The organism is Rugamonas rivuli (genome assembly GCF_009380165.1).
GTDB classification, from domain to species: Bacteria; Pseudomonadota; Gammaproteobacteria; order Burkholderiales; family Burkholderiaceae_D; genus Rugamonas; species Rugamonas rivuli.
This window is the reverse complement of sequence record NZ_WHUF01000007.1, coordinates 194,689-220,210: the sequence shown is the minus strand read 5'-3', so window position 1 is coordinate 220,210 and position 25,522 is coordinate 194,689. Positions and strand designations below refer to the sequence as shown.

22 protein-coding genes are annotated in these 25,522 nt (G+C 63.4%); 11 read left to right on the top strand and 11 right to left on the bottom strand.

Features of this window, described 5'->3' with window-relative positions:
* Nucleotides 1-42: 42 nt before the first annotated feature.
* Together GEV01_RS24780 and GEV01_RS24775 are read right to left on the bottom strand one after the other, a co-directional pair.
* Complete coding sequence (locus tag GEV01_RS24780) at nt 43-1,176, bottom strand: PAS domain-containing sensor histidine kinase (RefSeq protein WP_328595615.1); 1,134 nt, start codon at nt 1,174-1,176, stop codon at nt 43-45.
* Complete coding sequence (locus GEV01_RS24775) at nt 1,177-4,326, bottom strand: DEAD/DEAH box helicase (RefSeq protein ID WP_152808163.1); 3,150 nt, start codon at nt 4,324-4,326, stop codon at nt 1,177-1,179.
* A gap of 216 nt (nt 4,327-4,542) precedes the next feature.
* Between GEV01_RS24775 and GEV01_RS24770 the strand changes: the two genes are divergently transcribed.
* The 3 genes from GEV01_RS24770 to GEV01_RS24760 all read left to right on the top strand — a co-directional run bounded on the left by GEV01_RS24770 (nt 4,543) and on the right by GEV01_RS24760 (nt 7,873).
* On the top strand, nt 4,543-6,891 hold the full coding sequence (locus GEV01_RS24770) for a Tex family protein (RefSeq protein ID WP_152808161.1): 2,349 nt from the start codon (nt 4,543-4,545) through the stop codon (nt 6,889-6,891).
* A gap of 81 nt (nt 6,892-6,972) precedes the next feature.
* Nucleotides 6,973-7,284 carry a Grx4 family monothiol glutaredoxin gene (gene grxD, locus GEV01_RS24765; protein ID WP_008443113.1) on the top strand — a complete coding sequence of 104 codons (312 nt, stop codon included), beginning with the start codon at nt 6,973-6,975 and terminating at the stop codon, nt 7,282-7,284.
* Nucleotides 7,277-7,873 (top strand): UbiX family flavin prenyltransferase, encoded by a 597-nt coding sequence (locus GEV01_RS24760; RefSeq protein WP_152808160.1) that lies wholly within the window; start codon nt 7,277-7,279, stop codon nt 7,871-7,873. The genes grxD and GEV01_RS24760 overlap by 8 nt, the downstream gene beginning before the upstream one ends.
* 30 nt (nt 7,874-7,903) lie before the next feature.
* On the opposite strand, the gene GEV01_RS30855 is transcribed toward GEV01_RS24760, so the two are convergent.
* The 3 genes from GEV01_RS30855 to GEV01_RS24750 form a co-directional block, all read right to left on the bottom strand.
* Nucleotides 7,904-8,074: a hypothetical protein gene (locus GEV01_RS30855; protein WP_008443115.1), complete on the bottom strand. Its 171-nt coding sequence runs from the start codon at nt 8,072-8,074 to the stop codon at nt 7,904-7,906.
* Nucleotides 8,075-8,321: 247 nt separating this feature from the next.
* A complete protein-coding gene (locus GEV01_RS24755) occupies nt 8,322-8,729 on the bottom strand; it encodes a hypothetical protein (protein ID WP_008443116.1) in 408 nt (135 codons plus the stop codon).
* 243 nt (nt 8,730-8,972) lie between these two features.
* The gene (locus tag GEV01_RS24750; RefSeq protein WP_152808158.1) at nt 8,973-10,013 is read right to left on the bottom strand and encodes an MBL fold metallo-hydrolase; all 1,041 of its coding nucleotides are present in this window, start codon (nt 10,011-10,013) and stop codon (nt 8,973-8,975) included.
* Between the two features lie 87 nt (nt 10,014-10,100).
* Between GEV01_RS24750 and GEV01_RS24745 the strand changes: the two genes are divergently transcribed.
* The 6 genes from GEV01_RS24745 to GEV01_RS24720 all read left to right on the top strand — a co-directional run bounded on the left by GEV01_RS24745 (nt 10,101) and on the right by GEV01_RS24720 (nt 16,737).
* Nucleotides 10,101-10,496: a MerR family transcriptional regulator gene (locus tag GEV01_RS24745; RefSeq protein ID WP_152808156.1), complete on the top strand. Its 396-nt coding sequence runs from the start codon at nt 10,101-10,103 to the stop codon at nt 10,494-10,496.
* Nucleotides 10,497-10,578: 82 nt separating this feature from the next.
* Nucleotides 10,579-11,763, top strand: coding sequence for an isovaleryl-CoA dehydrogenase (locus tag GEV01_RS24740; protein ID WP_152808154.1), 1,185 nt, complete (start codon nt 10,579-10,581; stop codon nt 11,761-11,763).
* 133 nt (nt 11,764-11,896) lie between these two features.
* Nucleotides 11,897-13,720: a bifunctional isocitrate dehydrogenase kinase/phosphatase gene (gene aceK / locus GEV01_RS24735; protein ID WP_152808152.1), complete on the top strand. Its 1,824-nt coding sequence runs from the start codon at nt 11,897-11,899 to the stop codon at nt 13,718-13,720.
* Entirely contained in the window at nt 13,713-14,912 is a 1,200-nt protein-coding gene (locus GEV01_RS24730) for an acetyl-CoA C-acyltransferase (RefSeq protein WP_152808150.1), read from the top strand. The genes aceK and GEV01_RS24730 overlap by 8 nt, the downstream gene beginning before the upstream one ends.
* A 4-nt stretch (nt 14,913-14,916) precedes the next feature.
* Nucleotides 14,917-15,585: an SDR family oxidoreductase gene (locus GEV01_RS24725; protein WP_152808148.1), complete on the top strand. Its 669-nt coding sequence runs from the start codon at nt 14,917-14,919 to the stop codon at nt 15,583-15,585.
* A gap of 24 nt (nt 15,586-15,609) precedes the next feature.
* Nucleotides 15,610-16,737 carry an acyl-CoA dehydrogenase family protein gene (locus GEV01_RS24720; protein ID WP_152808146.1) on the top strand — a complete coding sequence of 376 codons (1,128 nt, stop codon included), beginning with the start codon at nt 15,610-15,612 and terminating at the stop codon, nt 16,735-16,737.
* Between the two features lie 108 nt (nt 16,738-16,845).
* Here GEV01_RS24720 and arsH read toward each other — a convergent pair whose 3' ends face one another.
* From arsH to GEV01_RS24690, 6 genes are all read right to left on the bottom strand, one after another.
* Nucleotides 16,846-17,550 carry an arsenical resistance protein ArsH gene (arsH, locus tag GEV01_RS24715; protein ID WP_152808144.1) on the bottom strand — a complete coding sequence of 235 codons (705 nt, stop codon included), beginning with the start codon at nt 17,548-17,550 and terminating at the stop codon, nt 16,846-16,848.
* Between the two features lie 12 nt (nt 17,551-17,562).
* Complete coding sequence (locus GEV01_RS24710; RefSeq protein ID WP_152808142.1) at nt 17,563-18,843, bottom strand: arsenic transporter; 1,281 nt, start codon at nt 18,841-18,843, stop codon at nt 17,563-17,565.
* Nucleotides 18,843-19,325: an arsenate reductase ArsC gene (locus GEV01_RS24705; protein WP_152808140.1), complete on the bottom strand. Its 483-nt coding sequence runs from the start codon at nt 19,323-19,325 to the stop codon at nt 18,843-18,845. The genes GEV01_RS24710 and GEV01_RS24705 overlap by 1 nt, the downstream gene beginning before the upstream one ends.
* The gene (locus tag GEV01_RS24700) at nt 19,322-19,636 is read right to left on the bottom strand and encodes an ArsR/SmtB family transcription factor (RefSeq protein WP_152808138.1); all 315 of its coding nucleotides are present in this window, start codon (nt 19,634-19,636) and stop codon (nt 19,322-19,324) included. Before GEV01_RS24700 ends, GEV01_RS24705 begins: the two co-directional genes overlap by 4 nt.
* 373 nt (nt 19,637-20,009) lie before the next feature.
* Nucleotides 20,010-20,927 carry a YihY/virulence factor BrkB family protein gene (locus GEV01_RS24695; RefSeq protein WP_152808136.1) on the bottom strand — a complete coding sequence of 306 codons (918 nt, stop codon included), beginning with the start codon at nt 20,925-20,927 and terminating at the stop codon, nt 20,010-20,012.
* Between the two features lie 20 nt (nt 20,928-20,947).
* Nucleotides 20,948-22,669, bottom strand: coding sequence for an ABC transporter substrate-binding protein (locus GEV01_RS24690; RefSeq protein WP_152808134.1), 1,722 nt, complete (start codon nt 22,667-22,669; stop codon nt 20,948-20,950).
* A 108-nt stretch (nt 22,670-22,777) separates the two neighbouring features.
* Here GEV01_RS24690 and GEV01_RS24685 point away from each other — a divergent pair, with 108 nt between their 5' ends.
* Nucleotides 22,778-24,016 carry a nucleoside recognition domain-containing protein gene (locus GEV01_RS24685; protein WP_152808132.1) on the top strand — a complete coding sequence of 413 codons (1,239 nt, stop codon included), beginning with the start codon at nt 22,778-22,780 and terminating at the stop codon, nt 24,014-24,016.
* 11 nt (nt 24,017-24,027) lie between these two features.
* Nucleotides 24,028-25,512 (top strand): D-alanyl-D-alanine carboxypeptidase/D-alanyl-D-alanine endopeptidase, encoded by a 1,485-nt coding sequence (gene dacB / locus GEV01_RS24680; RefSeq protein WP_152808130.1) that lies wholly within the window; start codon nt 24,028-24,030, stop codon nt 25,510-25,512.
* Nucleotides 25,513-25,522: the final 10 nt, after the last annotated feature.

The window sequence follows — 25,522 nt, the reverse complement described above, 5'->3', positions numbered from 1 at the left end:
GATCGATTATTGAGCAACGGTGCTCAGTCCTGCCCTGCTGCTTCAGCTTGCGTCCAAGGAATTATCACTGCTGCCATCCGCCCGCGCAAGGCTTTTCCCGGCGCTGGCCGCCACGGGCAGCCAAATCCTAAATTCCGTGCCGCTTTCAGAAACATTTGTTGCCGTCAGCGTGCCGCCATGTACGTCCACCACCGCGCGCGCCATATACAAGCCCAGGCCCGATCCGGCAATGCCGGCGGCGTTACTGCCACGGAAGGATTTGTCGAACACCTGCGCCCATTCCGCCGCCGGCAAACCGGCGCCGCGATCGCGCACCAGAAACTCGACGCCACCCTCGCTTGCCATTTTGCCTATCAATTCTATCGGAGTATTAGCTTCTGTGTACTTAATTGCATTGTCCAGCAAAATTTCTAAGCATAAGCGCACACCGGCGGGGTCGCAGCGCATCCACTGCGGCAGCGTTTCCAGCCGCAGCGTGATGCCGCCGCGGCGGCTGCGCGCCTGCTCGACCACAGCCTCCAGCAGCGCGGCGGGGGAGATTTCATTGGGCTGGCGCTCGCGGCCGATGCTGGCCATGCGCTCGGGCGACAGGTATTCGTCCAGCATCGCCAGCATGCGGTCGACCGCGGTCTGGATCTTGCGGTAGCGCTTGCGGGTGCCTTCGTCGTGATGGGTGCCCGTCATTTCCAGGCGCTGCACGGCGCCGTCGATGGTCGACAGCGGCGTGCGGAATTCGTGCGACAGCATGGACGCGAATTTTTTCTGCTGTGCGGCCAGCTCGCGCCGCGCGCTCAGGTCGCGCACCACGCCGACCACGGACACCGCCACGCCCTGCTCGTCGACGATCAGCGTGGATTCGATTTCCACCGGCACCATGCGGCCGTCGGCATGCGGCAACTCGGTTTCGCGCAGCAGGCGACGGCGGCTCAGGTCGCCGCCAGCATGGCGCTCCAACCGCGCCGGCAGCTGTTGCAGCAAGCTATCCGCCAGCGCCTGGGCGGAGTCCAGCGTGTAGCCGAACTGGCGTTCCGCGGCCGGACTGAGCCAGGAAAGCTTGAGGCTGGCGCAATCGGCCATCCAGCTGACCTCGCCGCTGTGTTGGAGCAGCAGGCGATAGCGCTCCGCCTCCGCCTGCGACTGGCGCAATGCCGCTTGCAGTTCGGCGACGGTCGCCACTTATTCCGCCAGCGGCGCGAAGATCTGCTGCAGATCTTCCTGGGTGAGCGCCATTTTCTGCGACTCGCCTTCGGCCAGGATGGATTGCGCCAGATCGGATTTCTTCTGCTGCAGCACCTGGATTTTTTCCTCCAGCGTGCCCTTGGCGATCAGCTTGTAGACGAACACCGGCTTGTCCTGGCCTATGCGCCAGGCGCGGTCGGTGGCCTGGTTTTCCGCCGCCGGATTCCACCACGGATCGTAGTGGATCACGGTGTCTGCCGCCGTCAGGTTCAGGCCGACGCCGCCGGCTTTCAGGCTGATCAGGAAGATCGGCACCGCGCCCTGCTGGAAGGCCGCCACTTGCGCGCTGCGGTCCTTGGTTTCGCCGGTCAGCAGCGCATACGGGATATCGCGCGCTTCCAGTTCTTCCTCGATCAACTCCAGCATGCTGGTGAACTGCGAGAACACCAGGATCTTGCGATTCTCTTCCAGCAAATCCTCGACCATCTGCATCAGGTCGACCAGCTTGGCCGAGCCGGCCGTCTGCTTCTTCGACGGCAGCGACTTGACCAGGCGCGGATCGCAGCACACCTGGCGCAGCTTGAGCAGCGCCTCCAGGATGACGATCTGGCTGCGCGCCACGCCCTTGCGGTCGATTTCCTCGCGCACCTTCTGGTCCATGGCCAAGCGCACGGTTTCGTATAGGTCGCGCTGGGCGCCGGTCAGCTCGACCTTGCGCACCATCTCGGTCTTGGGCGGCAGTTCCTTGGCCACATTGTCCTTGGTCCGGCGCAGCAGGAAGGGCTTGATGCGGCGGTTCAGCAGCGCGCGCCGCAGCGGGTCGTCCTGGCGCTCGATCGGATGGCGGAACACGGTGTTGAAACCCTTCTCGTCGCCGAGCAGGCCCGGCAGCAGGAAGTGGAATTGCGACCACAGCTCGCCCAGGTGGTTTTCCAGCGGCGTGCCGGACAGGCACAGCCGGTGGCGCGCGCGCAGCAGGCCGGCGCTTTGCGCGGCCTTGCTGCGGGTGTTCTTGATGTAGTGCGACTCGTCCAGGATGACCAGGTGGAAATCGTGCTCGCGCAGCTTTTCCTCGTCGCGCGGCAGCAGCGCGTAGGTGGTCAGCACCAGGTCGGCTTCGTCGATCTGGTCGAACTGGCCCATGCGGTCTTTGCCTTGCAGCAGCAGCACGCGCAGGCCGGGCGCGAAGCGCGCCGCCTCTTCCTGCCAGTTGCCCATCAGGCTGGTCGGCGCGATCACCAGCGCCGGCGCGGTCAGGCGGCCGGCTTCCTTCTCCACCAGGATGTGGGCCAGGGTCTGCACGGTCTTGCCCAGGCCCATGTCGTCGGCCAGGATGCCGGCAAAGTTGTATTCACGCAGGAACTGCATCCACGACAGGCCGTCGGTCTGGTAGTCGCGCAGCGTGGCTTGCAGGCCGGCCGGGGTGGCGATGCGCTTGACGGCGCCAAACTGGTTCAGGCGCGCGCCCATTTCGCGCAGCTCCTCGCCGCCGTGCCAGTTCAGCTCGACGTTGCGGGCCAGTTCGTCCAGACGCGCGGCGTCCAGCGTGGCCATGCGCAGCGAGGTCTTGATCTTGTCGCTGAAATACAACTCGCCCAGCGTGGTCAGGATGGGTTTGACGCGGCCCCAAGGCAGCGCGACCCGGCTGCCGTCGGGCAGCGTGGCCAGCATCTGGTCTTCGTCGCCGTGCTGGGCGATGGTCTTGGGATTGAAATCGTTGGGCGCGCTGCGGATCATCTGCACCAGTACCGGCAGCAGCGGCACGCGGTCCTGGTCGACCATGATGCCCAGTTCCAGCTCGAACCAGGCGCGGCCGCCATCGGCCGGATCTTCCGTCACCTCCGCATACCAGTCGCCAACCTCGGTGACGTCGTAGCGGTACTTGACGGTTTTTTCCACTTTCCAGCCGGCGTCCTTCAGCGCGGCGACGCCGTCGCGGGCGAAGCGCAGCCATTCGGCCTGGCTCGGCAGCAGCAGGCCGCCCTTGACGCTGCTCAGCGGCAGCGTGGCCGGCGGCACGAAATGGCGCTCGGTCAGCAGCGCCAGCGCCAGCTCTTCGGCGGCGGCGTCGCGCTGGATGATCTCGGTCACTTCGCCCTTCTGGCGCACCACGCGCTGCGACGGATCGAAGGATACGCGCTCGCCGTCGTAGTCGAAGGACAGCACGGCGAAATCGTGCCAGCGCTGCAGCGAACCGTCGGCCAGCATGGCGGCGTCCAAGGTCAGCACCGGGCGCGGCTTGACGTCGTCGCGCACGCGCTGCGGCAGCGGTTGCGGCAGCGGCATCAGCTGTTGCAGGCCGTGGGCCAGCAGCAGTTGCGACACGCGCATCTTGTCGTTGCTGGTCAGCAGCGGCGCTTGCGCCACCAGTGCCTGCAAATCGGCCAGCGGTATCGAAGCGCCGCCCTGGTTCAGCTGCAGCACGCCGCAGGACAGGTTGTCGATGTACCACGGCGGATCGGTCGGCAGCATGTAGTCGACCTGGTCGGCGCCGACGTGCTTGGCGTTCGGCGGCGCCTGCACCTGCCAGCCGAGCCGCAGGCCCTTGCCTTCTTCGCGCCAGGCCAGGTTGGCTTCGCGCATCACGCCGCCCTTGAGCGGGTAGACCAGGCCGTTGCCGACGTCGGCCCAGGAATTCGCCCAGAGCAATTTATCCTGTTCGGCCAGCATGTTCAGCAGCGCCGCGCCGATCTTGCCGCGCGGCTCGGTGGCGGAACCGGTCTGGGAATTCTGTCCGCTGCGCATGGCAACGAAGAAACGGATCAAGTCCTCGTCGCCGGCCGCGAGGAAGCTCGGCGGCGCCGACAGCAGCGAGAACACTTCGCTGACCGGGCTGGCCGCGGCGACGTCGCCGTTCGAGCGCAGGCGGGCCTTGTACAGGCACAGCGCCACATGGCGGCCGCCGCTGGTGGGCGCCATCACGTAGATCAGCTTGTATTGGGTTTGTTGCTTCGGATCGCTATCGACCGGCGGCGCGTTCAGTTTGGCTTTGGGATGCGCTGCCGCATCCACACGCTGCAGCCAGGTGGCTACGGCGTACGACAATTGATTCGCGGGCGGCGCAGGGCGAGCGGGAGATGCTGGGGCGGCCGGAGCAGCTGGCTTGGCGGGAACATCGTCGGTGGCGTCGTCGCGGGTAAAATCCATAGGTCGCATTGTTGGTCAAAGATGGTTCAAAAACGGCAACAGGCGATATTATCCGCCATACACGCGTTCGTGTTTGCGGATTCTTCATAAAACCCGCATGTAAACGTGTTACTAGCGTGTTCTCCGGGCTGCGCACAGTCCTTTTGGACTGTCAAGACTGGCACATTCGCGCCGATTGCGTATGATTCCGGGCTTGACTGCTTAGGAATCGCCCACATGTTGCCTTCTATCGAACAACGTCTTGCCCTGGAACTGAACGCCAAACCGGTGCAGGTTGCCGCCGCTATCGCCCTGTTGGACGAAGGCGCCACGGTGCCCTTCATCGCCCGCTACCGGAAAGAAGCCACCGGCGGCCTGGACGACATTCAACTGCGCCTGCTCGAAGAACGGCTGCGCTACCTGCGCGAGCTGGAAGACCGCCGCGCCGCCATCGTGGCATCGATCACCGAGCAGAACAAAATGACGCCGGAACTGTTAGATGCTGTCATGCATGCAGAAGACAAGACCCGTCTTGAAGACTTATACCTGCCATACAAGCAAAAACGCCGCACCAAGGCGCAAATCGCCATCGAAGCGGGCCTGGCGCCGCTGGCCGACGGCCTGCTGGCCAATCCGGAACTGACTCCTGAGATGGAAGCCAACAAGTTCCTGCGCGAAGCTTTCACCACCGCCGACGGCAACAATCCGGGCGTGGCCGACACCAAGGCAGCACTGGACGGCGCCCGCCAGATCCTGATGGAACGCTTTGCCGAAGATGCAACCTTGCTGCAATCCTTGCGCGAATACGTGCTCGATCACGGCATTGTTGAATCCAAGGTCGTGGAAGGCAAGCAGGACGAAGGCGAAAAGTTCGCCGACTACTTCGATTATTCCGAAACCATCGGCACCGTGCCGTCGCACCGCGCGCTGGCCCTGCTGCGCGGCCGCCGCGAAGGCATCCTGGACGTCACGCTGCGGCTGGACACCGAAGCCGAGAAACCGAAGTGGGACGCGCCGCACAACCCGTGCGAAGGCCGCATCGCCGCCCGTTTCGGCATCAAGAACCAGGGCCGTCCGGCCGACAAATGGCTGGGCGACACCGCCCGCTGGACCTGGCGCGTGAAGAGCTTCATGCACCTGGAAACCGAACTGATGGGCGCACTGCGCGAGCGTTCCGAGCTGGACGCGATCAACGTCTTCGCCACCAACCTGAAGGCGCTGCTGCTGGCCGCGCCGGCCGGCCAGCGCGCCACCATGGGCCTGGACCCGGGCCTGCGCACCGGCGTCAAGGTGGCGGTGGTGGACGCCACCGGCAAGGTGGTCGATACCGCCGTCATCTATCCGCACCAGCCGAAGAGCGACTGGGACGGCTCGCTGCACACGCTGGGCAAGCTGGCCGCCAAGCACAATGTATCGCTGATTTCCATCGGCAACGGCACCGCCTCGCGTGAAACCGACAAGCTGGCGCAGGATTTGATCAAGCAATTCCCTGATCAAAAAATGAGCAAGATCGTCGTCTCGGAAGCGGGCGCGTCGGTGTACTCGGCGTCGGAATTCGCCTCGCGCGAACTGCCGGACATGGACGTGTCGCTGCGCGGCGCGGTGTCGATTGCCCGCCGCCTGCAGGATCCGCTGGCCGAACTGGTCAAGATCGATCCGAAATCGATCGGCGTCGGCCAGTACCAGCACGATGTGTCGCAGACCCAGCTGGCCCGCTCGCTGGACGCGGTGGTCGAGGATTGCGTGAACGCGGTCGGCGTGGATGTGAACACCGCCTCGGCGCCGCTGCTGGCGCGCGTGTCGGGGCTGTCGTCGACGGTGGCGCAGGCCATCGTCACCTACCGCGACTCGAAGGGCGCCTTCACCTCGCGCGCCGGCCTGAAAGCCGTGCCGCGCCTGGGCGACAAGACCTTCGAACAGGCGGCCGGTTTCCTGCGCGTGATGGGCGGCGAGAATCCGCTGGACGCGTCGGCGGTGCACCCGGAATCGTATCCGCTGGTGGAAAAAATCCTCGGCGACATCAAGAAGGACATCAAGGCCGTCATCGGCGAAACCGCGCTGATCAAGACGCTGAACCCGGCCAAGTACGCCGACGACAAGTTCGGCGTGCCGACGATCACCGACATCCTGAAGGAGCTGGAGAAGCCGGGCCGCGATCCGCGTCCCGAGTTCACCACCGCCACCTTCAAGGAAGGCGTGGAAGAAATCCGCGACCTGCGCCCGGACATGATTTTGGAAGGCGTCGTCACCAACGTGGCGGCCTTCGGCGCCTTCGTCGACATCGGCGTGCACCAGGACGGCCTGGTGCACATCTCGGCGCTGTCGAACACCTTCGTCAAGGATCCGCACACGGTGGTCAAGGCCGGCCAGGTGGTCAAGGTCAAGGTGCTGGAAGTGGACGAGAAGCGCAAGCGCATCGCCCTGACCATGCGCCTGACCGACAGCGCGCCGCAAGCCGGTTCGCAGCCGCAGCAGCGCGGCGACCGCAACGACCGCAAGAGCATGGGCCAGCACCAGAAGCAGGCCGCCAAGTCCGAGCCTATCGGCGGCAGCATGGCGGCGGCGTTCGCCAAGCTGCGCGGCTGATCGAACGGCCATAAAAATACCGGTGCCGGCGTTTTCTTATAAAATGACGGCATCTATTTACATCTTTTCACTGAGGCAGCTATGAGCGACGTACAAACCTGGATCAAAGAAACCGTGACCAACACCCCTGTGGTGCTGTTCATGAAGGGCACCGCCCAGTTCCCGCAATGCGGCTTTTCCGGCCGCGCCATCCAGATCCTGAAAGCTTGCGGCGTTGAGAACATTGCAACCGTGAACGTGCTGGAAGATCCTGAAGTCCGCCAGGGCATCAAGGATTACTCGAACTGGCCTACCATCCCTCAGCTCTACGTCAAGGGCGAGTTCATCGGCGGTTCGGACATCATGAACGAGATGTTCGAATCGGGCGAACTGAAGGCCTTGCTGGATGCCTGATCGGCCGCAGCGGATCATCATCGCCATCACCGGCGCCACCGGCGCGGTGTATGGCGTGCGTCTGCTGCAACAGTTGCAACATACCGCCGGCGTGGAGACGCATCTGATCGTCTCCGACGCCGCGGTCCTCACGCTGCACCAGGAAACCGGCTTGCAGCGGCGCGACGTCGAAGCGCTGGCCCATGTGGTGCACAAGGTGCGCGACGTCGGCGCCTCGATCGCCAGCGGTTCCTTCCAGTCGGATGGGATGATCGTCGCGCCATGCTCGATGAAGACGCTGGCGTCCGTGGCGCACGGCCTGTCGGACAACCTGATCGCGCGCGCGGCCGACGTGGCGCTCAAGGAGCGCCGCCGGCTGGTGCTGATGGTGAGGGAAACGCCGTTCAACCTGGCGCACTTGCGCAATATGACGGCGGTGACGGAAATGGGCGGGATCATCTTCCCGCCGCTGCCCAGCTTTTATCACAACCCGCAAAGCATTGCGGAGATGGTCGACCACACGGTCGGCCGGGTCATCGATTTGTTCGGCATCGAGCATGCGTTGGCCCCGCGCTGGAACGGCATGAAGCCCGTCAGCGTATCCAACTAAGTCCAGCCGTACTGCGCCCGCTACTTCAGCCTAGCGTTTATCGAACTGCGATCCGCTAGCCTTTTTCAAATCCCGTGCTTCCTCGACCATGCGGCGGTGGGCAATGCGCTTGCGCATTACTTCCGCGTGCTGGGCTGCGGTCATCGGGGGGGCGGTCATCAAATCTTTTAGCTGCGCGACGTTGCTGTAGTTACTTTTCATAAGACGGCTCAAAAGCTGGACTCCCGAAGTAAATGCTGCGCATCAGCGGTGCTGATCACCTATTGTGCCTCAAATCCATGTCGAAACTATGACAATTCGTAAAGCCTGTGAAAATAAAAAGGGCGCCCCCTGAGGAGCGCCCTTTCCGAACAAAAACTGGTTGAAGCGTGAAACTAGTTTCACATGGAAACACCCGAAACGTCAGCCACAAACGGTAAAAATAACTCCGTAGTAGTACGTAAAATGACTACTTTTGGTAGTTAATTCGCACCAGCATGCGGATAAATTCGCGTGCAATCTGGCGATGATGCTCGTCCAGGCGTTGCAAATCGGCGATTAACTTGACGTCGGCCGACTCGAAGCGCGACAGGCCGTTGCCGCCTTCACCGGCCGGCGCATCGGCTTCGGCGCCGCCAAAGCGCAGCCATTCGGCCGGCACGCCCAGCCACTGGGCGATCATGCGCAGCTTTTCCTGGGTCGGAATCGCTTCGCCTACCAGCCACTTGCGGGCGGCGTGGACGGTGATGGGTCGTCCATCGAAGCGGATATTGAATTCCCGCGCCAATCGAGTCGGGCTGTCGGGGGAGTAGTGGGCGTTTTTGAGAGCCTGTTGCAAGCGCTGGCTAAAGCTTTCGCGTTCATTAGAAGAATTCATAATTGCACTATTTCACGTTGCGTCATGAAAGTCAGTCTCTTGTTTTTAAGACCTGATTGTGACGTGATGGGATTTTATAATTGACACTTTATCCTCTGTAAGTGCAAGCGCACGTAACAAGCTGCGCCGAACTTTATTCGGTTTCCCGCTGAGAAATGCACCGATGCCCCGGAGCCGTTTTCAGCGGAAATAGTGAAGTTATTACAATAACACTACTGCTAGTTTACGGCCAGACTTTCAGCGCTACTTGAGGCGGAAGCGTATGATGCCGTCCGCTCCTGTTTCACGGCGCACGATACCGTCGTGCCACAATTTGTGCAGGTGGGCCAGCGCCTCGCCCAGCGCAAAGCCAAGCTGGTGGGCGTCCAGCGGCCGTTTGAACATCAGCGGCACGATGTCGGCCGCCGACTGCCAGTCGCCACAAGCGTCGACCACCTCGGCCAGCCGCTCGACATGATGCTGTTGCAATTGTGCAATACGGGTGCGGAGGCCGTGGAACGGTTTGCCGTGCGAGGGCAAAACCAATACATCATTCGGCAAGTCAACAAACTTGGCCAATGAATCCAGATACAGCGTCAGCGGGTTCGATTCCGGCTCCACGGCGAAAACCGACACATTGGTGGAGATGCGCGGCAGCACCATATCGCCGGCGATCAGCACATTGAGCGCGGCGCAATACAGTGAAGCGTGTTCGGGAGCATGGCCGAAGCCGGTGATGACCTGCCATTGATGGTCGCCAATTGCGACCAACTGTCCATCCTGGATGCGGGTGTAGGCGGTTGGTACCGACGGTACCAAGGTCGGATAGTAATTTTTCCGGCCAGCCATCTTTTCCAGCATGTCGGGGTCGCGCAGGCCGTGGCGCTGGAAGTGCGGCAGCGCCGCAGGGCCGTCCACGCCCGGCAGGGCGGCCGACATCATGCGCGCGAACGCGTATTCGCCGGTGGTGGTCCACAGCGGCGCGTCCCAGCGCTGGCACAGCCAGTCGGCCAGGCCGATGTGGTCGGGATGGCAATGGGTGGCGAACACGCGCCGCAGCGGCAGGCCGTCCAGGCCGCTGTCGAACACGGTTTCCCAGGCGGCGCGGGTGGCGTCGCTCGCCACCCCGCAGTCGACCGCGCTCCAGCCGTCGCCGTCGCGCAGCAGCCAGAGGTTGATATGATCCAGCGCAAACGGCAGCGGCATGCGCAGCCAGCGCAGGCCCGGAACGATCTCGTGCACGGCGCCGGCGGCCGGGATGGTGTCGCCCAGCGGGTAGTCCAGTTGCGATTCGAGCAGGTTCATATTTGTTCTCTCCGATGGGCAGGCGCGCTACAATGTGATTGACGTTGACGTAAACGGAAATTGTACGACTTTACCGCACACCCTGAGATGCCCAACACTTACACCATTACCGAACTGGCCCGTGAATTCGACATCACGGCGCGCGCGATCCGCTTTTACGAAGACCAGGGCTTGCTGAGCCCGTCCCGCGAAGGCGCGGGCGGCCGCAACCGAGTCTACACGCCGCGCGACCGCACCCGCCTCAAGCTGACCCTGCGCGGCAAGCGCCTGGGGCTGTCGCTGTCGGAGATCAAGAGCCTGGTCGACATGTACGAATCGCCGAAGGACACCAGCGCCCAGATGAACCGCTTCCTCGGCGTGCTGGCCCAGCACCGCGAGACGCTGGAACAGCAGCGCGAGGATATCGAAATGTCGCTGGCCGAGATCACCGCCCACGAAGACGAGTGCAAGCGCCTGCTGGCGGCCATCGGCGAAGGCGCCTGATTCCGAGTTTACTTTACGTTTACGTTAACGTCACACCCGCGTATTATTGACGCTTCAATCAAAACACAAGAATGAGGACGACATGCTCCATCTCCCAGGCCTGACCTTTGACCACGGCGAAGACATCGCCGCCCTGCGCGAAGCCGTGCAACAGTTCGCCGCCGCCGAAATCGCCCCGCGCGCCGCCGAAATCGACCGCAGCGACCAGTTCCCGATGGACCTGTGGCGCAAGATGGGCGATCTGGGCGTGCTCGGCATCACCGTCGGCGAAGAATACGGCGGCGCCAACATGGGCTACCTGGCCCACATCGTCGCGATGGAAGAAATCTCGCGCGCGTCGGCTTCGGTCGGCCTGTCGTACGGCGCCCACTCGAATCTGTGCGTCAACCAGATCAAGCGCAACGGCACCGAAGAACAAAAACAAAAATACCTGCCGAAACTGATCTCCGGCGAACACGTCGGCGCCTTGGCGATGTCCGAGCCGAACGCCGGTTCCGACGTGGTCAGCATGAAGCTGCGCGCCGATTTCAAGGGCGACCGCTGGGTGCTGAACGGCACCAAGATGTGGATCACCAACGGCCCCGACGCCGACGTGCTGGTGGTCTACGCCAAGAACGACCTGGAAGCCGGCCCGAAAGGCATGACCGCCTTCCTGATCGAAAAAGGTTTCAAGGGCTTCTCCGTGGCCCAGAAGCTCGACAAGCTGGGCATGCGCGGCTCGCACACCGGCGAGCTGGTGTTCGACAACTGCGAAGTGCCGGCCGAGAACGTGCTGGGCGGCCTGGGCAAGGGCGTCAACGTGCTGATGTCCGGCCTGGACTTCGAGCGCACCGTGCTGTCCGGCGGCCCGCTGGGCATCATGCAGGCTTGCATGGACGCGGTGGTGCCTTACATCCACGACCGCAAGCAATTCGGCCAGCCGATCGGCGAGTTCCAGCTGATGCAGGGTAAGATTGCGGACATGTACTCGACCATGATGGCGTGCAAGGCATATGTGTACGCCGTCGGTCAGGCCTGCGACCGGGCCAAAACCCCGGAAGCGGTCCGCCAGTTGCGCAAGGATGCAGCGGGAGCCATTTTGTATAGCGCAGAAAAAGCGACCTGGATGGCCGGCGAGGCGATCCAGACGCTGGGCGGCAACGGCTACATCAACGAGTATCCGGTCGGCCGCCTGTGGCGCGACGCCAAGTTGTATGAAATCGGCGCCGGCACCAGCGAAATCCGCCGCATGCTGATCGGCCGCGAACTGTTCGCGGAAACCAAGTAAGAACCGGTTAGTCGTCGTTCCCGCGAAAGCGGGAACCCATGCTGAGCTGATTTAGCCGGCGTTCTATGGAGGGAATCCATAGAGTCTATGGATTCCCGCTTTCGCGGGAACGACGCTCACTAACGGAACTGACATGATCCAGGCTGCATTCCCCAAACTGCTGCGCTCGCAGATTGCGTTCGACATCGCCCGCACCATCCGCGACGGTTTCGACAAGCACTACCGCTTGTTCCGCCAGACCAGCCAGCGGGCGCGGCAGCTGTTCGAGCAGGGCGCCTGGAGCGAATCGCAGCGGGTCGCGCGCGAGCGCATCGGCTTTTACGACCAGCGCGTGCAGGAATGCGTGCACACACTGGAAGACGAGTACGACCCGGCCGAGCTGACCGATGAAGTGTGGCGCGAACTCAAGCTGCACTACATCGGCATGCTGTCCGACCACAAGCAGCCGGAGCTGGCCGAAACCTTTTTCAACTCGGTCTGCTGCAACATCCTGCACCGCAGCTACTTCCACAACGAATTCATCTTCGTGCGCCCAGTGGTGTCCACCGAGTACATCGAAACCGAGGAAATCGCGCCGACCTACCGCGTCTACTACCCCGGCACCGACGGCCTGCACTACACGCTCAAGCGCGTCATCACCAACTTCCAGCTGGCGACCAAGTTCGCCAACCTGACGCGCGACGTGGCGCAGATCGAAGGCCGGCTGCGCACGCTGTTCGGCGGCATCAAGCTGGAGCCCAACCACCAGATCCATGTGCTGTCGAGCCTGTTCTTCCGCAACAAGGGCGCCTACATCGTCGGCAAGGGCATCAACGGCAACAAGGAATATCCGTTCGTCGTGCCCATCCTGCACAACAAGCACGGCGAGCTGATCCTCGACACCGTGCTGTTCGACCACGAGCAGATCACGATCTTGTTCTCGTTCACGCGCGCCTACTTCCTGGTCGACATGGAAGTGCCGTCGGCCTACGTGCAGTTCCTGCGCACGCTGCTGCCGCGCAAGCCGCGCAGCGAGATCTACACCATCCTCGGCCTGCAGAAGCAGGGCAAGACGCTGTTCTACCGCGACTACCTGCAGCACCTCAAGCATTCGTCCGACCTGTTCGACATCGCGCCCGGCATCCGCGGCCTGGTGATGCTGGTGTTCGCGCTGCCGTCCTTCCCGTATGTGTTCAAGGTCATCAAGGATTTCTTCCCGTCGCCCAAGGAGACCACGCGCGCGCTGATCAAGGAAAAATACCTGCTGGTCAAACACCACGACCGCGTCGGCCGCATGGCCGACACGCTGGAATATTCCAACGTCGCCTTCCCGCGCCACCGCTTCAGCGAAGAGCTGATCGCCGAGCTCAAGCACTTCGCGCCGTCGCTGCTGGAAGAAGAGGGCGACCAGCTCATCATCAAGCACCTGTACATCGAGCGCCGCATGGTGCCGCTGAACATGTGGCTGACCAACGCCGACCAGGACCACGACGACCTCCAGATCGAACACGGCGTGCTGGAGTACGGCAACGCCATCAAGGAACTGGTGGCGGCCAACATCTTCCCCGGCGATATGCTGTACAAGAACTTCGGCGTCACGCGCCACCAGCGCGTGGTGTTTTACGATTACGACGAAATCGAATACATCACCGACTGCAATTTCCGCGTGATCCCGGAAGCCCGCACGGAGGAAGAGGAAATGGCCTCCGAACCGTGGTACCCGATCGGCAAGTACGACGTTTTCCCCGAGCAGTTCGGCCGCTTCCTGCTGGGGAACGCCAAGATCCGAAAATATTTTATGAAGCACCACAGCGACCTGTTGACGCAGGCGTGGTGGCAGGCGCGCAAGCAGCGCATCCTCGATGGCTACGTGGAAGACGTGTTCCCGTATCCGCAACACATCCGTTTTTGCAATCAGCACACCACCCCACCGGCGGCGATCCAGCCGCCATTTATGGAGACCTTAGAAAATGAATGATCCTATCGTAATCGTCGGTGCAGCCCGCACCCCTATGGGCGCCTTCCAGGGCGACTTCTCCAGCAAGGCCGCGCACGACCTGGGCGCAGTCGCGATCCAGGCCGCCGTCGAACGCTCCGGCATCGATGGCAAGCTGGTCGAGCACGTCTACTTCGGCAACTGCCTGATGGCGGGCCAGGGCCAGGCGCCTGCGCGTCAAGCCTTGTTGAAAGCCGGCCTGCCGACTTCGACCGGCGCCGTCACGCTGTCCAAGATGTGCGGCTCGGCCATGCAGGCCGCGATCTTCGCGCACGACCAGCTGGTGGCCGGCAGCGCCGAAGTGGTAATCGCCGGCGGCATGGAATCGATGACCAACGCGCCCTATCTGGTGCCGAAGGCGCGCGGCGGCTACCGCATCGGCCACGGCATGCTGTTCGACCACATGATGTACGACGGCCTGGAAGACGCCTACTCGCGCAACGAGAAAACCGGCGAAGGCCGCTCGATGGGCACCTTCGCCGAAGAGTGCTCGGCCAAGTACGAATTCACCCGCGAAGCGCAGGACAACTTCGCCATCGAATCGGTCAAGCGCGCACAGGTCGCCACCAAGGAAGGTTACTTCAAGTGGGAAATCGCGCCTGTGACCGTCAGCAGCCGCGCCGGCGACACCGTCATCGAACAGGATGAAGGCCCGCTCAAAGCCAAGGTCGAAAAGATCCCGACGCTGCGCGCAGCGTTCAAGAAAGACGGCACCATCACCGCCGCCTCGTCGTCGTCGATCAACGACGGCGCCGCCGCGCTGGTCATGATGCGCGAATCGACCGCCAAGAAACTGGGCGCCACCATCATCGCCAAGATCCACGGCCACGCCACCTTCGCGCAGGAACCTAACCTGTTCACCACCGCACCAATCGGCGCGGTTGAAAAGCTGTACAAGAAAATCGGCTGGGGCAGCAAGGACGTCGACCTGTTCGAGATCAACGAAGCGTTTGCCGCCGTGCCGATGGCCGCCATGCGCGACCTCGACATCCCGCACGACAAGGTCAATATCCACGGCGGCGCCTGCGCGCTGGGCCACCCGATCGGCGCATCCGGCGCGCGCATCATCGTCACCCTGATCGGCGCGTTGAAGCGCACCGGCGGCAAGAAGGGCGTGGCGGCGCTGTGCATCGGCGGCGGCGAAGCGACCGCGATGGCCATCGAACTGGTGTAAGCGGATGGCGACGGCACTGATCATCGGCGCCTCGCGCGGCATCGGCCTGGAACTGGCACGCCAGTACCTGGCCGACGGCTGGCGCGTGATCGCCACCGCGCGCAAGGCGGAAGACGTGGACGCGCTGGCCGCCATGGGCGCCGAAGCCCATGGGCTGGACGTGACCAATGTCGAAGCCGTGGCCGGCCTGGGCTGGAAGCTGGACGGCGAGGAGCTCAACGTGGCCATCCTCAACGCCGGCGTGTACGGCCCGCGCCATGAAGGCTTCCCGCTACAGTCGGACTTCGACAGCGTGATGCACACCAACGTGCTGGCGGCGATGCGGCTGTTGCCCATCCTCGCGCCGATGGTATGCGCGGTGCGCGGCAAGCTGGCGGTGGTGTCGTCGAGGATGGGTTCGTTGAGCGAGCGCGGCAATCCTATCGGATCGCTGTACCGCGCCAGCAAGGCGGCGCTGAACTCGGTGCTGATCGACACCGCGCTGACCTTCGGCAAGCAGGGCGCCACCTGCGTCGCCCTGCATCCGGGCTGGGTACGCACGGACATGGGCGGCAGCGAGGCCGATCTGTCGGTGGAAGAAAGCGCGGCCGGCATCCGCGCAACGCTGGCGACGCTACCCGCGTCCGAGCTGGCGGTGTATCGCGACTACGATGGCACAAGCATCGGCTGGTGATTCAATAACGATAAACGAGACAATATGATACTGAGCGAAGAACACGAAATGATACGCGACGCCCTGCGCACCTTTGCGCGGGAGCGCCTGGCGCCCAACGCGGCCCGCTGGGACAAGGAACATCACTTCCCGAAAGAGGAGTTGAAGGAGCTGGCCGCGCTGGGCGCATTCGGCGTCGCGGTGCCGGAGGCGCTGGGCGGCGCCGGCATGGATTACGTGTCGCTCGCCTTGGTATTGGAAGAGATCGCGGCGGGGGATGGCGGCACGTCCACCATCATCTCCGTCAACAACTGCCCGGTGTGCAGCATCGCCATGATGTATGCCAACGACAAGCAGAAACAACAGTGGCTGCGTCCGCTGGCACAGGGCGAGATGCTGGGCGCCTTCTGCCTGACCGAGCCGCACACCGGCAGCGACGCCGCCGCCCTGCGCACCACCGCCACGCGCGACGGCGACGAGTATGTGATCAACGGCGTCAAGCAGTTCATCACCAGCGGCAAGTATGCGGACGTCGCCATCGTCATGGCCGTCACCGACAAGGCGGCCGGCAAGAAGGGCATCAGCGCGTTCTGGGTGCCGACCTCGGCGCCTGGCTACATCGTTGCTGGGCTGGAGCAGAAGATGGGCCAGCATTCGTCGGACACCGCGCAGATTCTGTTCGAGAACTGCCGCATTCCGGCGGAGAACCTGATCGGCGAAGAAGGCCAGGGTTACAAGATCGCCTTGTCGGGCCTGGAAGGCGGCCGCATCGGCATCGCCTCGCAGGCGGTGGGCATGGCGCGCGCGGCGTATGAGGCGGCGCTGGCGTATGCAAGGGATCGTGAGAGCTTCGGCAAGCCGATCTTCGAGCACCAGGCGGTGCAGTTCCGTTTGTCGGACATGGCGACGCAAATCGAAGCGGCGCGCCAGCTGATTCGCCATGCGGCGTCGATGAAGGATGCGGGTTTGCCGTGCTTGAAGGAAGCGGCGATGGCCAAGCTGTTCGCCTCCGAAATGGCGGAGAAGGTTTGCTCCGACGCCATCCAGGTGCATGGCGGCTACGGCTACGTGTCCGACTTCCCGGTGGAGCGCATCTACCGCGACGTGCGCGTGTGCCAGATCTACGAAGGCACCAGCGACATCCAGAAACTGCTGATCGCCCGCGCGCTGTGAGGTAACGGCCGCTACTCCGGGGTCAAGTCTGACATTTGGACACGAGCGCTGCCGTAAGCGCCTGCTTAGCGCAGAGCCCGTGTCCGAATGTCAGACTTGACCCCACAATTAAATTTTCCCCAGTTGTCGATTGATCGCCTTCACCGAACGCTCGTTGCGTTCGCTGTAGCGGTCGGTCAGGTAATCGGTGCGGCCGCGCAGGAGCAAGGTCATCTTGAACAGCTCCTCCATCACATCCACCACCCGCTCATAATAGCCTGAAGGACGCATGCGGCCGTTATCGTCGAATTCCTTGTAAGCCATCGGCACCGACGATTGGTTGGGTATCGTGAACATGCGCATCCAGCGCCCCAGCAGGCGCAGCGTGTTGACCACGTTGAAGGACTGCGATCCGCCGCACACCTGCATCACCGCCAGCGTGCGGCCCTGGCTCGGCCGCAGCGCGCCTTGTTCCAGCGGGATCCAGTCGATCTGGTTCTTCATCACCGCCGTGATGGCGCCGTGCCGCTCCGGGCTGCACCACACCTGGCCCTCGGACCATAGCGACAAGGCGCGCAACTCCTGCACCTTGGGGTGGTCTTCCGGCACGCTGCCCGCCATCGGCAACTCGGTCGGGTCGAAGATTTTCACCTCGGCGCCGAAGTGCTCCAGTATCCGCGCCGCCTCTTCGGTCAGGAAGCGGCTGAAAGAACGCTCGCGCAACGAGCCATACAGCATCAGGATGCGCGGCGGATGATCGAGGTCGCCAACCGGCGCCAGCTTGTCCAGCGTCGGCGTCTCCAGCAACGAGGGATTGATGTTGGGCAGGTCCATATGGTTGTCCTCTCAGCTCAAGCGTACGGCGAGCGCCGCCAGCGTCACCAGCAGCACCGGCAAGGTCAGGCAGATGCCGACGCGGAAGTAATAACCCCACGATATGCGCACGCCCTTGTTCGCCAGCACGTGCAGCCACAGCAGCGTGGCCAGGCTGCCGATGGGCGTGATCTTCGGCCCCAGGTCGCTGCCGATCACGTTGGCGTAGACCATGGCTTCGCGCACCACGCCCTGCGCAGAGCTGGCGTCGATGGACAGCGCGCCGATCAGCACCGTCGGCAGATTGTTCATGATCGACGACAGGATGGCCGTGATGATGCCGGTGCCCAGCGCCGCGCCCCACACGCCCTGCTGCGCGCACGCGTTGAGCGCGGCTGTCAGGTAGTCGGTCAGCCCGGCATTGCGCAGGCCGTACACCACCAGGTACATGCCCAACGAGAACACCACGATCTGCCACGGCGCATTGCCGATGACCTCACGCGTGGAAATGCGATGGCCGCGCGCCGCCACCGCCAGCAGCATGACCGCGCCGACGGCGGAGGTGGCGCTGATCGGCACGCCCAGATCCTCCAGCCAGAAGAAGCCGATCAGCAACAAGCCCAGCACCCACCAGCCGGTGACGAAGGTGGCGCGGTCGTGGATCGCGTCTTCGGGGCGCTTGACTTGCGCCATGTCGTAGTCGGCCGGGATATCGCGGCGGAAGAACCACAGCAGCACCGCCAGCGTGGCCGCCACGGCGACAAAATTCACCGGCACCATCACCGCCGCATAACGCGCGAAGCTGACGTTGAAGTAATCCGCCGACACGATGTTGACCAGGTTGGATACGACCAGCGGCAAGCTGGCCGTGTCGGCGACGAAGCCGGCCGCCATCACGAAGGCCAGCGTGGCCTTGCCCGAGAATTTCAGCTCGCGCAGCATGGCGATGACGATGGGCGTGAGTATCAGCGCCGCGCCGTCATTGGCAAACAGCGCCGACACCGCCGCGCCCAGCAGCACGAACATCGCGAACAACAGCTTGCCGCTGCCGCGTCCCCAGCGCGCCACGTGCAGCGCGGCCCACTCGAAGAAGCCGGCCTTGTCCAGCAGCAGGCTGATGATGATGATCGCCACGAAGGTGCCGGTGGCGTTCCAGACGATGTGCCACACCACGGGGATGTCGCCGACGTGGATCACGCCGGCCAGCAGCGCCACGCAGGCGCCGGCCACCGCGCTCCAGCCTATGCCCAGGCCGCGCGGCTGCCAGATGACGAGGATCAGCGTCGCCAGGAAGATCAGGAAGGCGGCCAGCATCAGGCCACGCTCAGGCCGCCGATGCGGTCCAGCTCCAGCTTGAATGCCTGCTTGTCGGCCGCCAGCTGCGCCAGCGGCAAGGCCAGGAAGGCCTCGATGCGCGCGCGGATGATGCGGTAAGCCAGCTCGAACGCCGTCTCGATTTCTTCTTCAGTGCCGACCACATGGCTGGGATCGTCCACGCCCCAATGCGCGCGCAGCACCTGGCCCAGATAGGCGGGGCAGGTCTCGCCGGCCGCGCTGCCGCAAACGGTAATAACGATATCCGGCGTCGCCGGCAAATCGTTCCACGACTTGCTGTAGTAGCCCTCGGTGGAGATGCCCTTGTGCGCCAGCAGCGCGACCGCGCGCGGATGCAGCGCCCCGGCCGGCTGGCTGCCGGCGCTCAGCGCGCGCCAGCCTTCAGGCGCCAGATGGTTGAAGACACCTTCGCTCAACACCGAGCGGCAGGAATTACCGGTACACAGGAAAAGAACATTCATGGGGTGCATTCGTTGACGCCGCAGGGCAGGCCGCCGCAGCAGTTTTCGGTAAGGAAGCCGATCAGGCCGTTCATGGCGCCCACCTCGGCGGTGTAGATGACGAAACGACCATCCTGGCGCGAGCCGACCATGCCCGCATGGCTCAGCTCCTTCAAGTGGAAAGACAGCGACGATGGCGAAATCGCCAGCCGTTCGGCGATTTTGCTGGCGGCCATGCCATCCGGCCCCACCTGCACCAGCAGCCGGAACACGGCCAGCCGGCTTTCCTGGGAAAGCGACGATAACGCCGCCAGAGCTTGTTTGGTATCCATGCGCCCATGCTAGCGTAAACGATTCGATATTTCAAATAATATCGAAATGAAGAGACAATAAAAAAAAGCCCGCATCTCTGCGGGCTTTGTTCCAATGTATTACCAATGCTTTAATCGTATGCCGGGGTCCAGTGCTATCTGCAAAGTGACTCCAGAGTCTCGGACGCCCATGCTATCTGCAAGGTGCCTCCAACGTGTAAATCGACCATCGTATTCGGAATTACAACTCCAGTTTTTCGCGTCAACTGCGGTTCGGTCTTACACATATCGAACTGCGGCGCTCATCCTGGAAGTGGGACTGTTTTCCGGAATTCCTCCCGTACAACCTCAACCACGGACGTAGTGTAACACAGTTCTTTGTGCGATGCACAAATTATTTTACTTCTGTAGCGTGGGTGGTCATCGGGGTCGCTGCGCGCTGCGGCCGGTGGCGGCCGACCCGCTCGAACTCGGAAATCACCTGCGCGCCGAACAGCAGCAGCGTGGCGCCGATTTCCAGGCTGAACATGACGATGATGGCGGTGGTCATCGAACCGTACACCACGTTCACCTGCGACAAGGTTGAAAAATACCAAACCAGAATGCGGCGCGCCAGCTCCCACAGCAGCGCCGCCGTCACCCCGCCGATCAGCGCGTGCGACAGCGACAGCCGGCCCACCGGCATGACCAGGTAGATCGAGGTCAGCACCAGCACCTCGCCGCCCAGGCCCAGCAGGTACAGCAGCGCGCCGGACACGCCGTGCAGCGACCAGCTGTAGCCGAGGAATTGCACGCTCTCCTCGCCCAGCACCTGCAAGCTGCCAGCCACCAGCGTCACCAGCAGCATGCCGACGCCCAGCGACAGGATGTAGCAGTAGGGCATGATCGCCGAGATCAGGAAATGCCGGCGCCGTATCTCGACCCGGTGCTTGAAGATCACGCACATGGCGTTTTCCAGCACCGTGAAGGCCAGCGAGCTGAAGAAGATCATGCTGACCACCAGCACGCCGCCGATCAAATCGCGATGTTCAAGGAAATGGCCGACCTCGGTGACGATGGGCTTGGCCTGCCCGGGCACCAACCAGTTCAGATAGCGGCCCAGCGTGGCCAGCAGCTCGTCCTGGGCGATGAAGTGCGACAACGCCACCACCACCAGCATCACCAGCGGCACGATGGACAGCAGCGAGTAATAGGCGACCGCACCCGCCAGCAGCAAGCCTTGATTGGCGCGGAAGCCCTTCAGGCATTGCACCAGAAAGTCCATCGGGTGCGCGCTGACATAGGCCAGCGCCCTGCGGTTGAATAGTCTCATGCACCCATTGTACGCATGGATCAGCGCGGGTTATGTGCGTCGACGTCCAGATAGCGCCAGTTGGTCAATTCCACCGGATGGCGCCGGTAATGCTTCAGCCATGGCTGCTGCAAATCGGCGGAAATCGGATGGGTCAGCAACACCCATGGCGTGTAGGCATGGATGAGCTGCGCCATCTCGTCGTACAGCGCGGTGCGCTGCGGCGAGTCGCCCATGCTGCGGCTCTGCTCGTAACGCTGGTTGTAGGCGGGCAGGTTGAAGCGGGCGTAGTTGGCGCGGCCGCTGTTGGGGCCGTACAGCAGCTGATAGAAATTCTCGCCGTCGGGGAAGTCGGCGACCCAGTTGGTTTCGAACATCATCACCGAGCCCAGGCGCGAGGCTTTGATGATCTCGGTTTTCTTGTCGCTCTTGAAAGTCACGTTGAGGCCGATGGCGTTCAGGTTCTTGCGCCACAGCTCGTCCCGCAGGCGGCCGACGGTGGATGATTCGCTGTGCATCACCAAGGTCAGCGGCTTGCCGCCGGGCTGGGTGCGGAAACCGTCGGCAGCCTTGCGGTAGCCGTAGCGGTCCAGCAGCGCATTGGCCAGCGCGGGATCGTAGGCGACCGGGTTGCGGTAGCGCGCATCGTAGCCCAGCACGTTCGGCGGCAGCGGCGTGACGGCCGGCAGGGCCAGGCCCTTCTTCATCAACGCCACGTCCTCGCCGCTGTTGTAGCCCAGCGCGATGGCGCGCCGCAAGGCCACCTTCTCCTTGCTGTAGCCGCCGATCAGCGGGTCTTCCATGTTCATCCACATGTAGTAGGTCTGCAGCACGGGGAAGGGCGACAGCACCATGCCCTGCTGCGCCAGCGCCGGTTTCAGCGTGGGCTTGAGGTCGCCGGTCAGCACCATATCCTTCATCGATTCCGGCAGCTGTTCGAGGAAATCGAATTCGCCGTTCAGAAAGCCCAGCACGCGCGACTGGTATTCCTCGACGATCTTGATGTCGACCTGGTCCAGCAGCGGCAGGCGCCGGCCCTCGAACATCGTCGGCCGGAAATCGCGGTTGGCCAGCAGCGTGATCTGGTCGCTGTGCTTCCACTTGCCCATCAAGAAGGGGCCGCTGCCGACCGGATGGTTGCCGGCCTGTGCGCCGTAGGCTTCGATCACCTCGCGCGCGACCACGCCGGTGGATGGCGTCGCCAGGTAGAACAGGAAGTTGGGATCGGCGGCCTTGAGCTTGATGCGCAGGGTGAACTTGTCCACCGCCTGCAGGCCGGCGACGTTGCTGTCGTAGCTGAAGGCGGTCTTCAGCGCCTCGTCGCCGGCGATCTTGCCCTCCAGCAGAAACAGCCACGGCGATTTCAACAGCGGATCGTACAGGCGCGTCAGGCTGTAGACGTAATCCTGCGCCGTGACTTGCCGGTGCACGCCCTTGAACGCCGGGTCGGGCGTGAAGTAGACGTCCTGCCGCAGATGGAAGGTGTAGCTCAGGCCGTTATCTTCCACGGTCGGCATGGCGCTCAGCGTGTTGGCTTGCAGCTTGACGGGGCGGGCCAGGTAGTCGTAGCGCAGCAGCGGGTCGAACAGGTTTTCCAGCAGGCTGAGGCTGGCGATGTCGGAAGCCACCGCCGGATCAAGGCCGGTCTCGCCGGTGCTGAGGAAGGCGTGCAGGACTTTGGGCGGCGCTGCGGCGGCCGGCAGCGCGCCGAACACCAGCGCCAGCATCAGCAAAGGCAAGGCTGCGGCATAACTTTTGGGCATCAGATCCCTTCCACATCGCATACGTAAAGCGGCAGCTTATAACTTTTTTCGCTGGCTTACCCGCTATACTTTGCAAATCGCCCACTGCTTTCAGGAAAATTTCTACCCATGTCGCTCAATTACATCTGGTCCGGCTTCTTCCTGGTCGGCTTTGCGGCCGCGCTGGCGCAGTTCCTGCTGACGGGCGACACCGAAATCTTCAAGCGCATCATCGACGGCACCTTCGACTCCGCCAAGGCCGGCGTGATGGACATCGCGCTGCCGCTGGCCGGCGTGATGACGCTGTGGCTGGGCATCATGAACATCGGCGAGAAAGCCGGCGCCATCGACCTGCTGGCGCGGCTGATCGCGCCGTTCTTCTCGCGCATCTTCCCCGGCGTGCCGAAGAACCATCCGGCCACCGGCCACATGGTGATGAACTTCTCGGCCAACCTGCTGGGCCTGGACAACGCCGCCACGCCGTTCGGCCTGAAGGCCATGGAAAGCCTGCAAACCCTCAACCCCAGCAAGGACGAGCCGACCGACGCGCAGATCATGTTCCTGGTACTGCACACCTCGGGCCTGACCTTGATCCCGCTGGCGATCATGGCGCAGCGCTCCATCCTGGGCGCGGCCGATCCGTCCGACATCTTCATCCCCTGCATGATCGCGACCTATGTGGCGACTGTGACCGGCATCATCGCCGTCGCCATCCGCCAGCGCATCAACCTGTTCAACGGCGTGGTGCTGAGCTGGCTGGGCGGCATGACGGCCGCCATCGCCGGCATGGTCTTCTACTTCACGCACTACCTGACCAAGCTTGAAATCGAACTGTTCTCCAAGGTCTTCAGCAACCTGGTGCTGATGGTGGTGATCGCCGGCTTCATCATCGGCGCGCTGCGGCGCAAGGTCAACGTGTATGAGGCGTTCATCGAAGGCGCCAAGGGCGGCATCCAGACCTCGATCACAGTGATCCCCTACCTGGTCGGCATGCTGGTGGCGATCAGCGTGATCCGCAACGCTGGCGTATTCACCTTCGTCGTGGACGGCTTCAGCTGGCTGTTCGGCCACTTGGGCTTCAACACCGATTTCGTGCCGTCGCTGCCGACCGCGCTGATGAAGCCGCTCAGCGGCAGCGCCGCCAAGGCCATGATGATCGACACCATGCGTACCTACGGCGTGGATTCCTTTGTCGGCCGCCTGGCCTGCGTGTTCAACGGCTCGGCCGACACCACCTTCTACATCGTCGCGCTGTACTTCGGCTCGGTGGGCATACGCAAGACGCGCTACGCGATTTCCTGCGGCCTGATCGCCGACCTGGCCGGCGTGATCGCCGCCATCTTCGTCTCCTACATTTTCTTCCATTGAACAGGGCCGCCATGCTTCGTCGCCTCATCCTCGCCGCGCTGATTGCCACCGGCACCGCCCACGCCGAACTGCCGGAACCCATCAGCGCCCTGCTGCAAGCGGCGCATATCCCGCCGGAAGGCGCCGGCATCGTCGTCATGCGCGGCGACGCCACGCTGGTTTCGCACAACGCGCAACAGAGCATGCAGCCGGCATCGACCATGAAGCTGTTCACCACGCTGACGGCGCTGGAGCAACTGGGCCCGGCCTTCCGCGCCCGCACCGAGTTCCGCACCAACGCCGAGGTGGTCAACGGCGTGCTGCAAGGCGACCTGATCCTGCGCGGCGGCGCCGATGTCGACCTGAACGAGGACGTGTTGCTGCACATGCTGCAAGCGCTGCGCAACCAGGGCATCCAGAAGATCAAGGGCGACGTGATACTCGACCGCCAGCTGTTCCAGCCGGCGCGGCCCGATGTGGGGCAGCCGCCGTTCGACGAGTATCCATGGGCCTACTACAACGTGATCCCCGATGCGCTGCTGACTGGCACCAATCTGCTGAAGCTGGAAATGCGTTCGACCGGCAGCAAGGTGGGGCTGGTGATGATGCCGGAGATGGACAAGGTCGGCATCCGCTCGGAGATGAAGCTCAGCGATGCGCCATGCGCGTCGTGGGAGCAGGGCTGGCGTTCGCCGGACGCCTCGCGCAACGGAGACAAGATCGACGTGGTGCTGCATGGCAGCTTCCCTAAAAACTGCAACAAGTCGATCAGCGTCGACGTCCTGGACCACCACGACTATCTGGAGCGCCTGCTGCGCGCCACCTGGCGCAAGCTCGGCGGCAGCATCAGCGGCGAGGTGCGCGAGGCCAGCGCGTCAGCGGCTGCGACCGAAGCGGCGACAACGCCAGCCGCCGCCCCGGCCACCCGCCTGCTGGCCGAACACGTCTCCCGCCCACTGCCGGAAATCCTCCGCGACATCAACAAATTCTCCGACAACACCCTGGCCCGCACGGTGTTCCTGATGCTGGGCAGCCTGGAAGCCGACCCCGTGCTGGGCAGCCGCCCGCTGCCTCCCGACGGCAACCTGGCCAGCACCCCGATGCGCGCCGAAAGCGCGATCCGCGCCTGGCTGCAAACCCAGCGCATCGACGCCAACGGCCTGGTGTTCGACAACGGTTCCGGCCTGTCGCGCACCGAACACGCCACGCCGGCGCAACTGGCCGGCGTGCTGCAAGCGGGCCTGAAAAGCCTGTGGATGCCCGAGTTCCTGTCCAGCCTGCCGATCGCCGCCACCGACGGCACCATGCGCAAGCGCCTCAAGGACAGCCCGGCCGCACTGCGCGCCCGCATCAAGACCGGCAGCCTGAAAAGCGTGATCGCCATCGCCGGCTACGTCACCGATGCCAACAATCAGCCCTGCATCGTAGTCGCCATCCTGAACGACGAGCACGTGGCCAACGGCGCCGGCCGCACCGTGCTGGACGGCGTCATCGACTGGGTGGCCCGCTCCAGGTAAGCCGAGCATC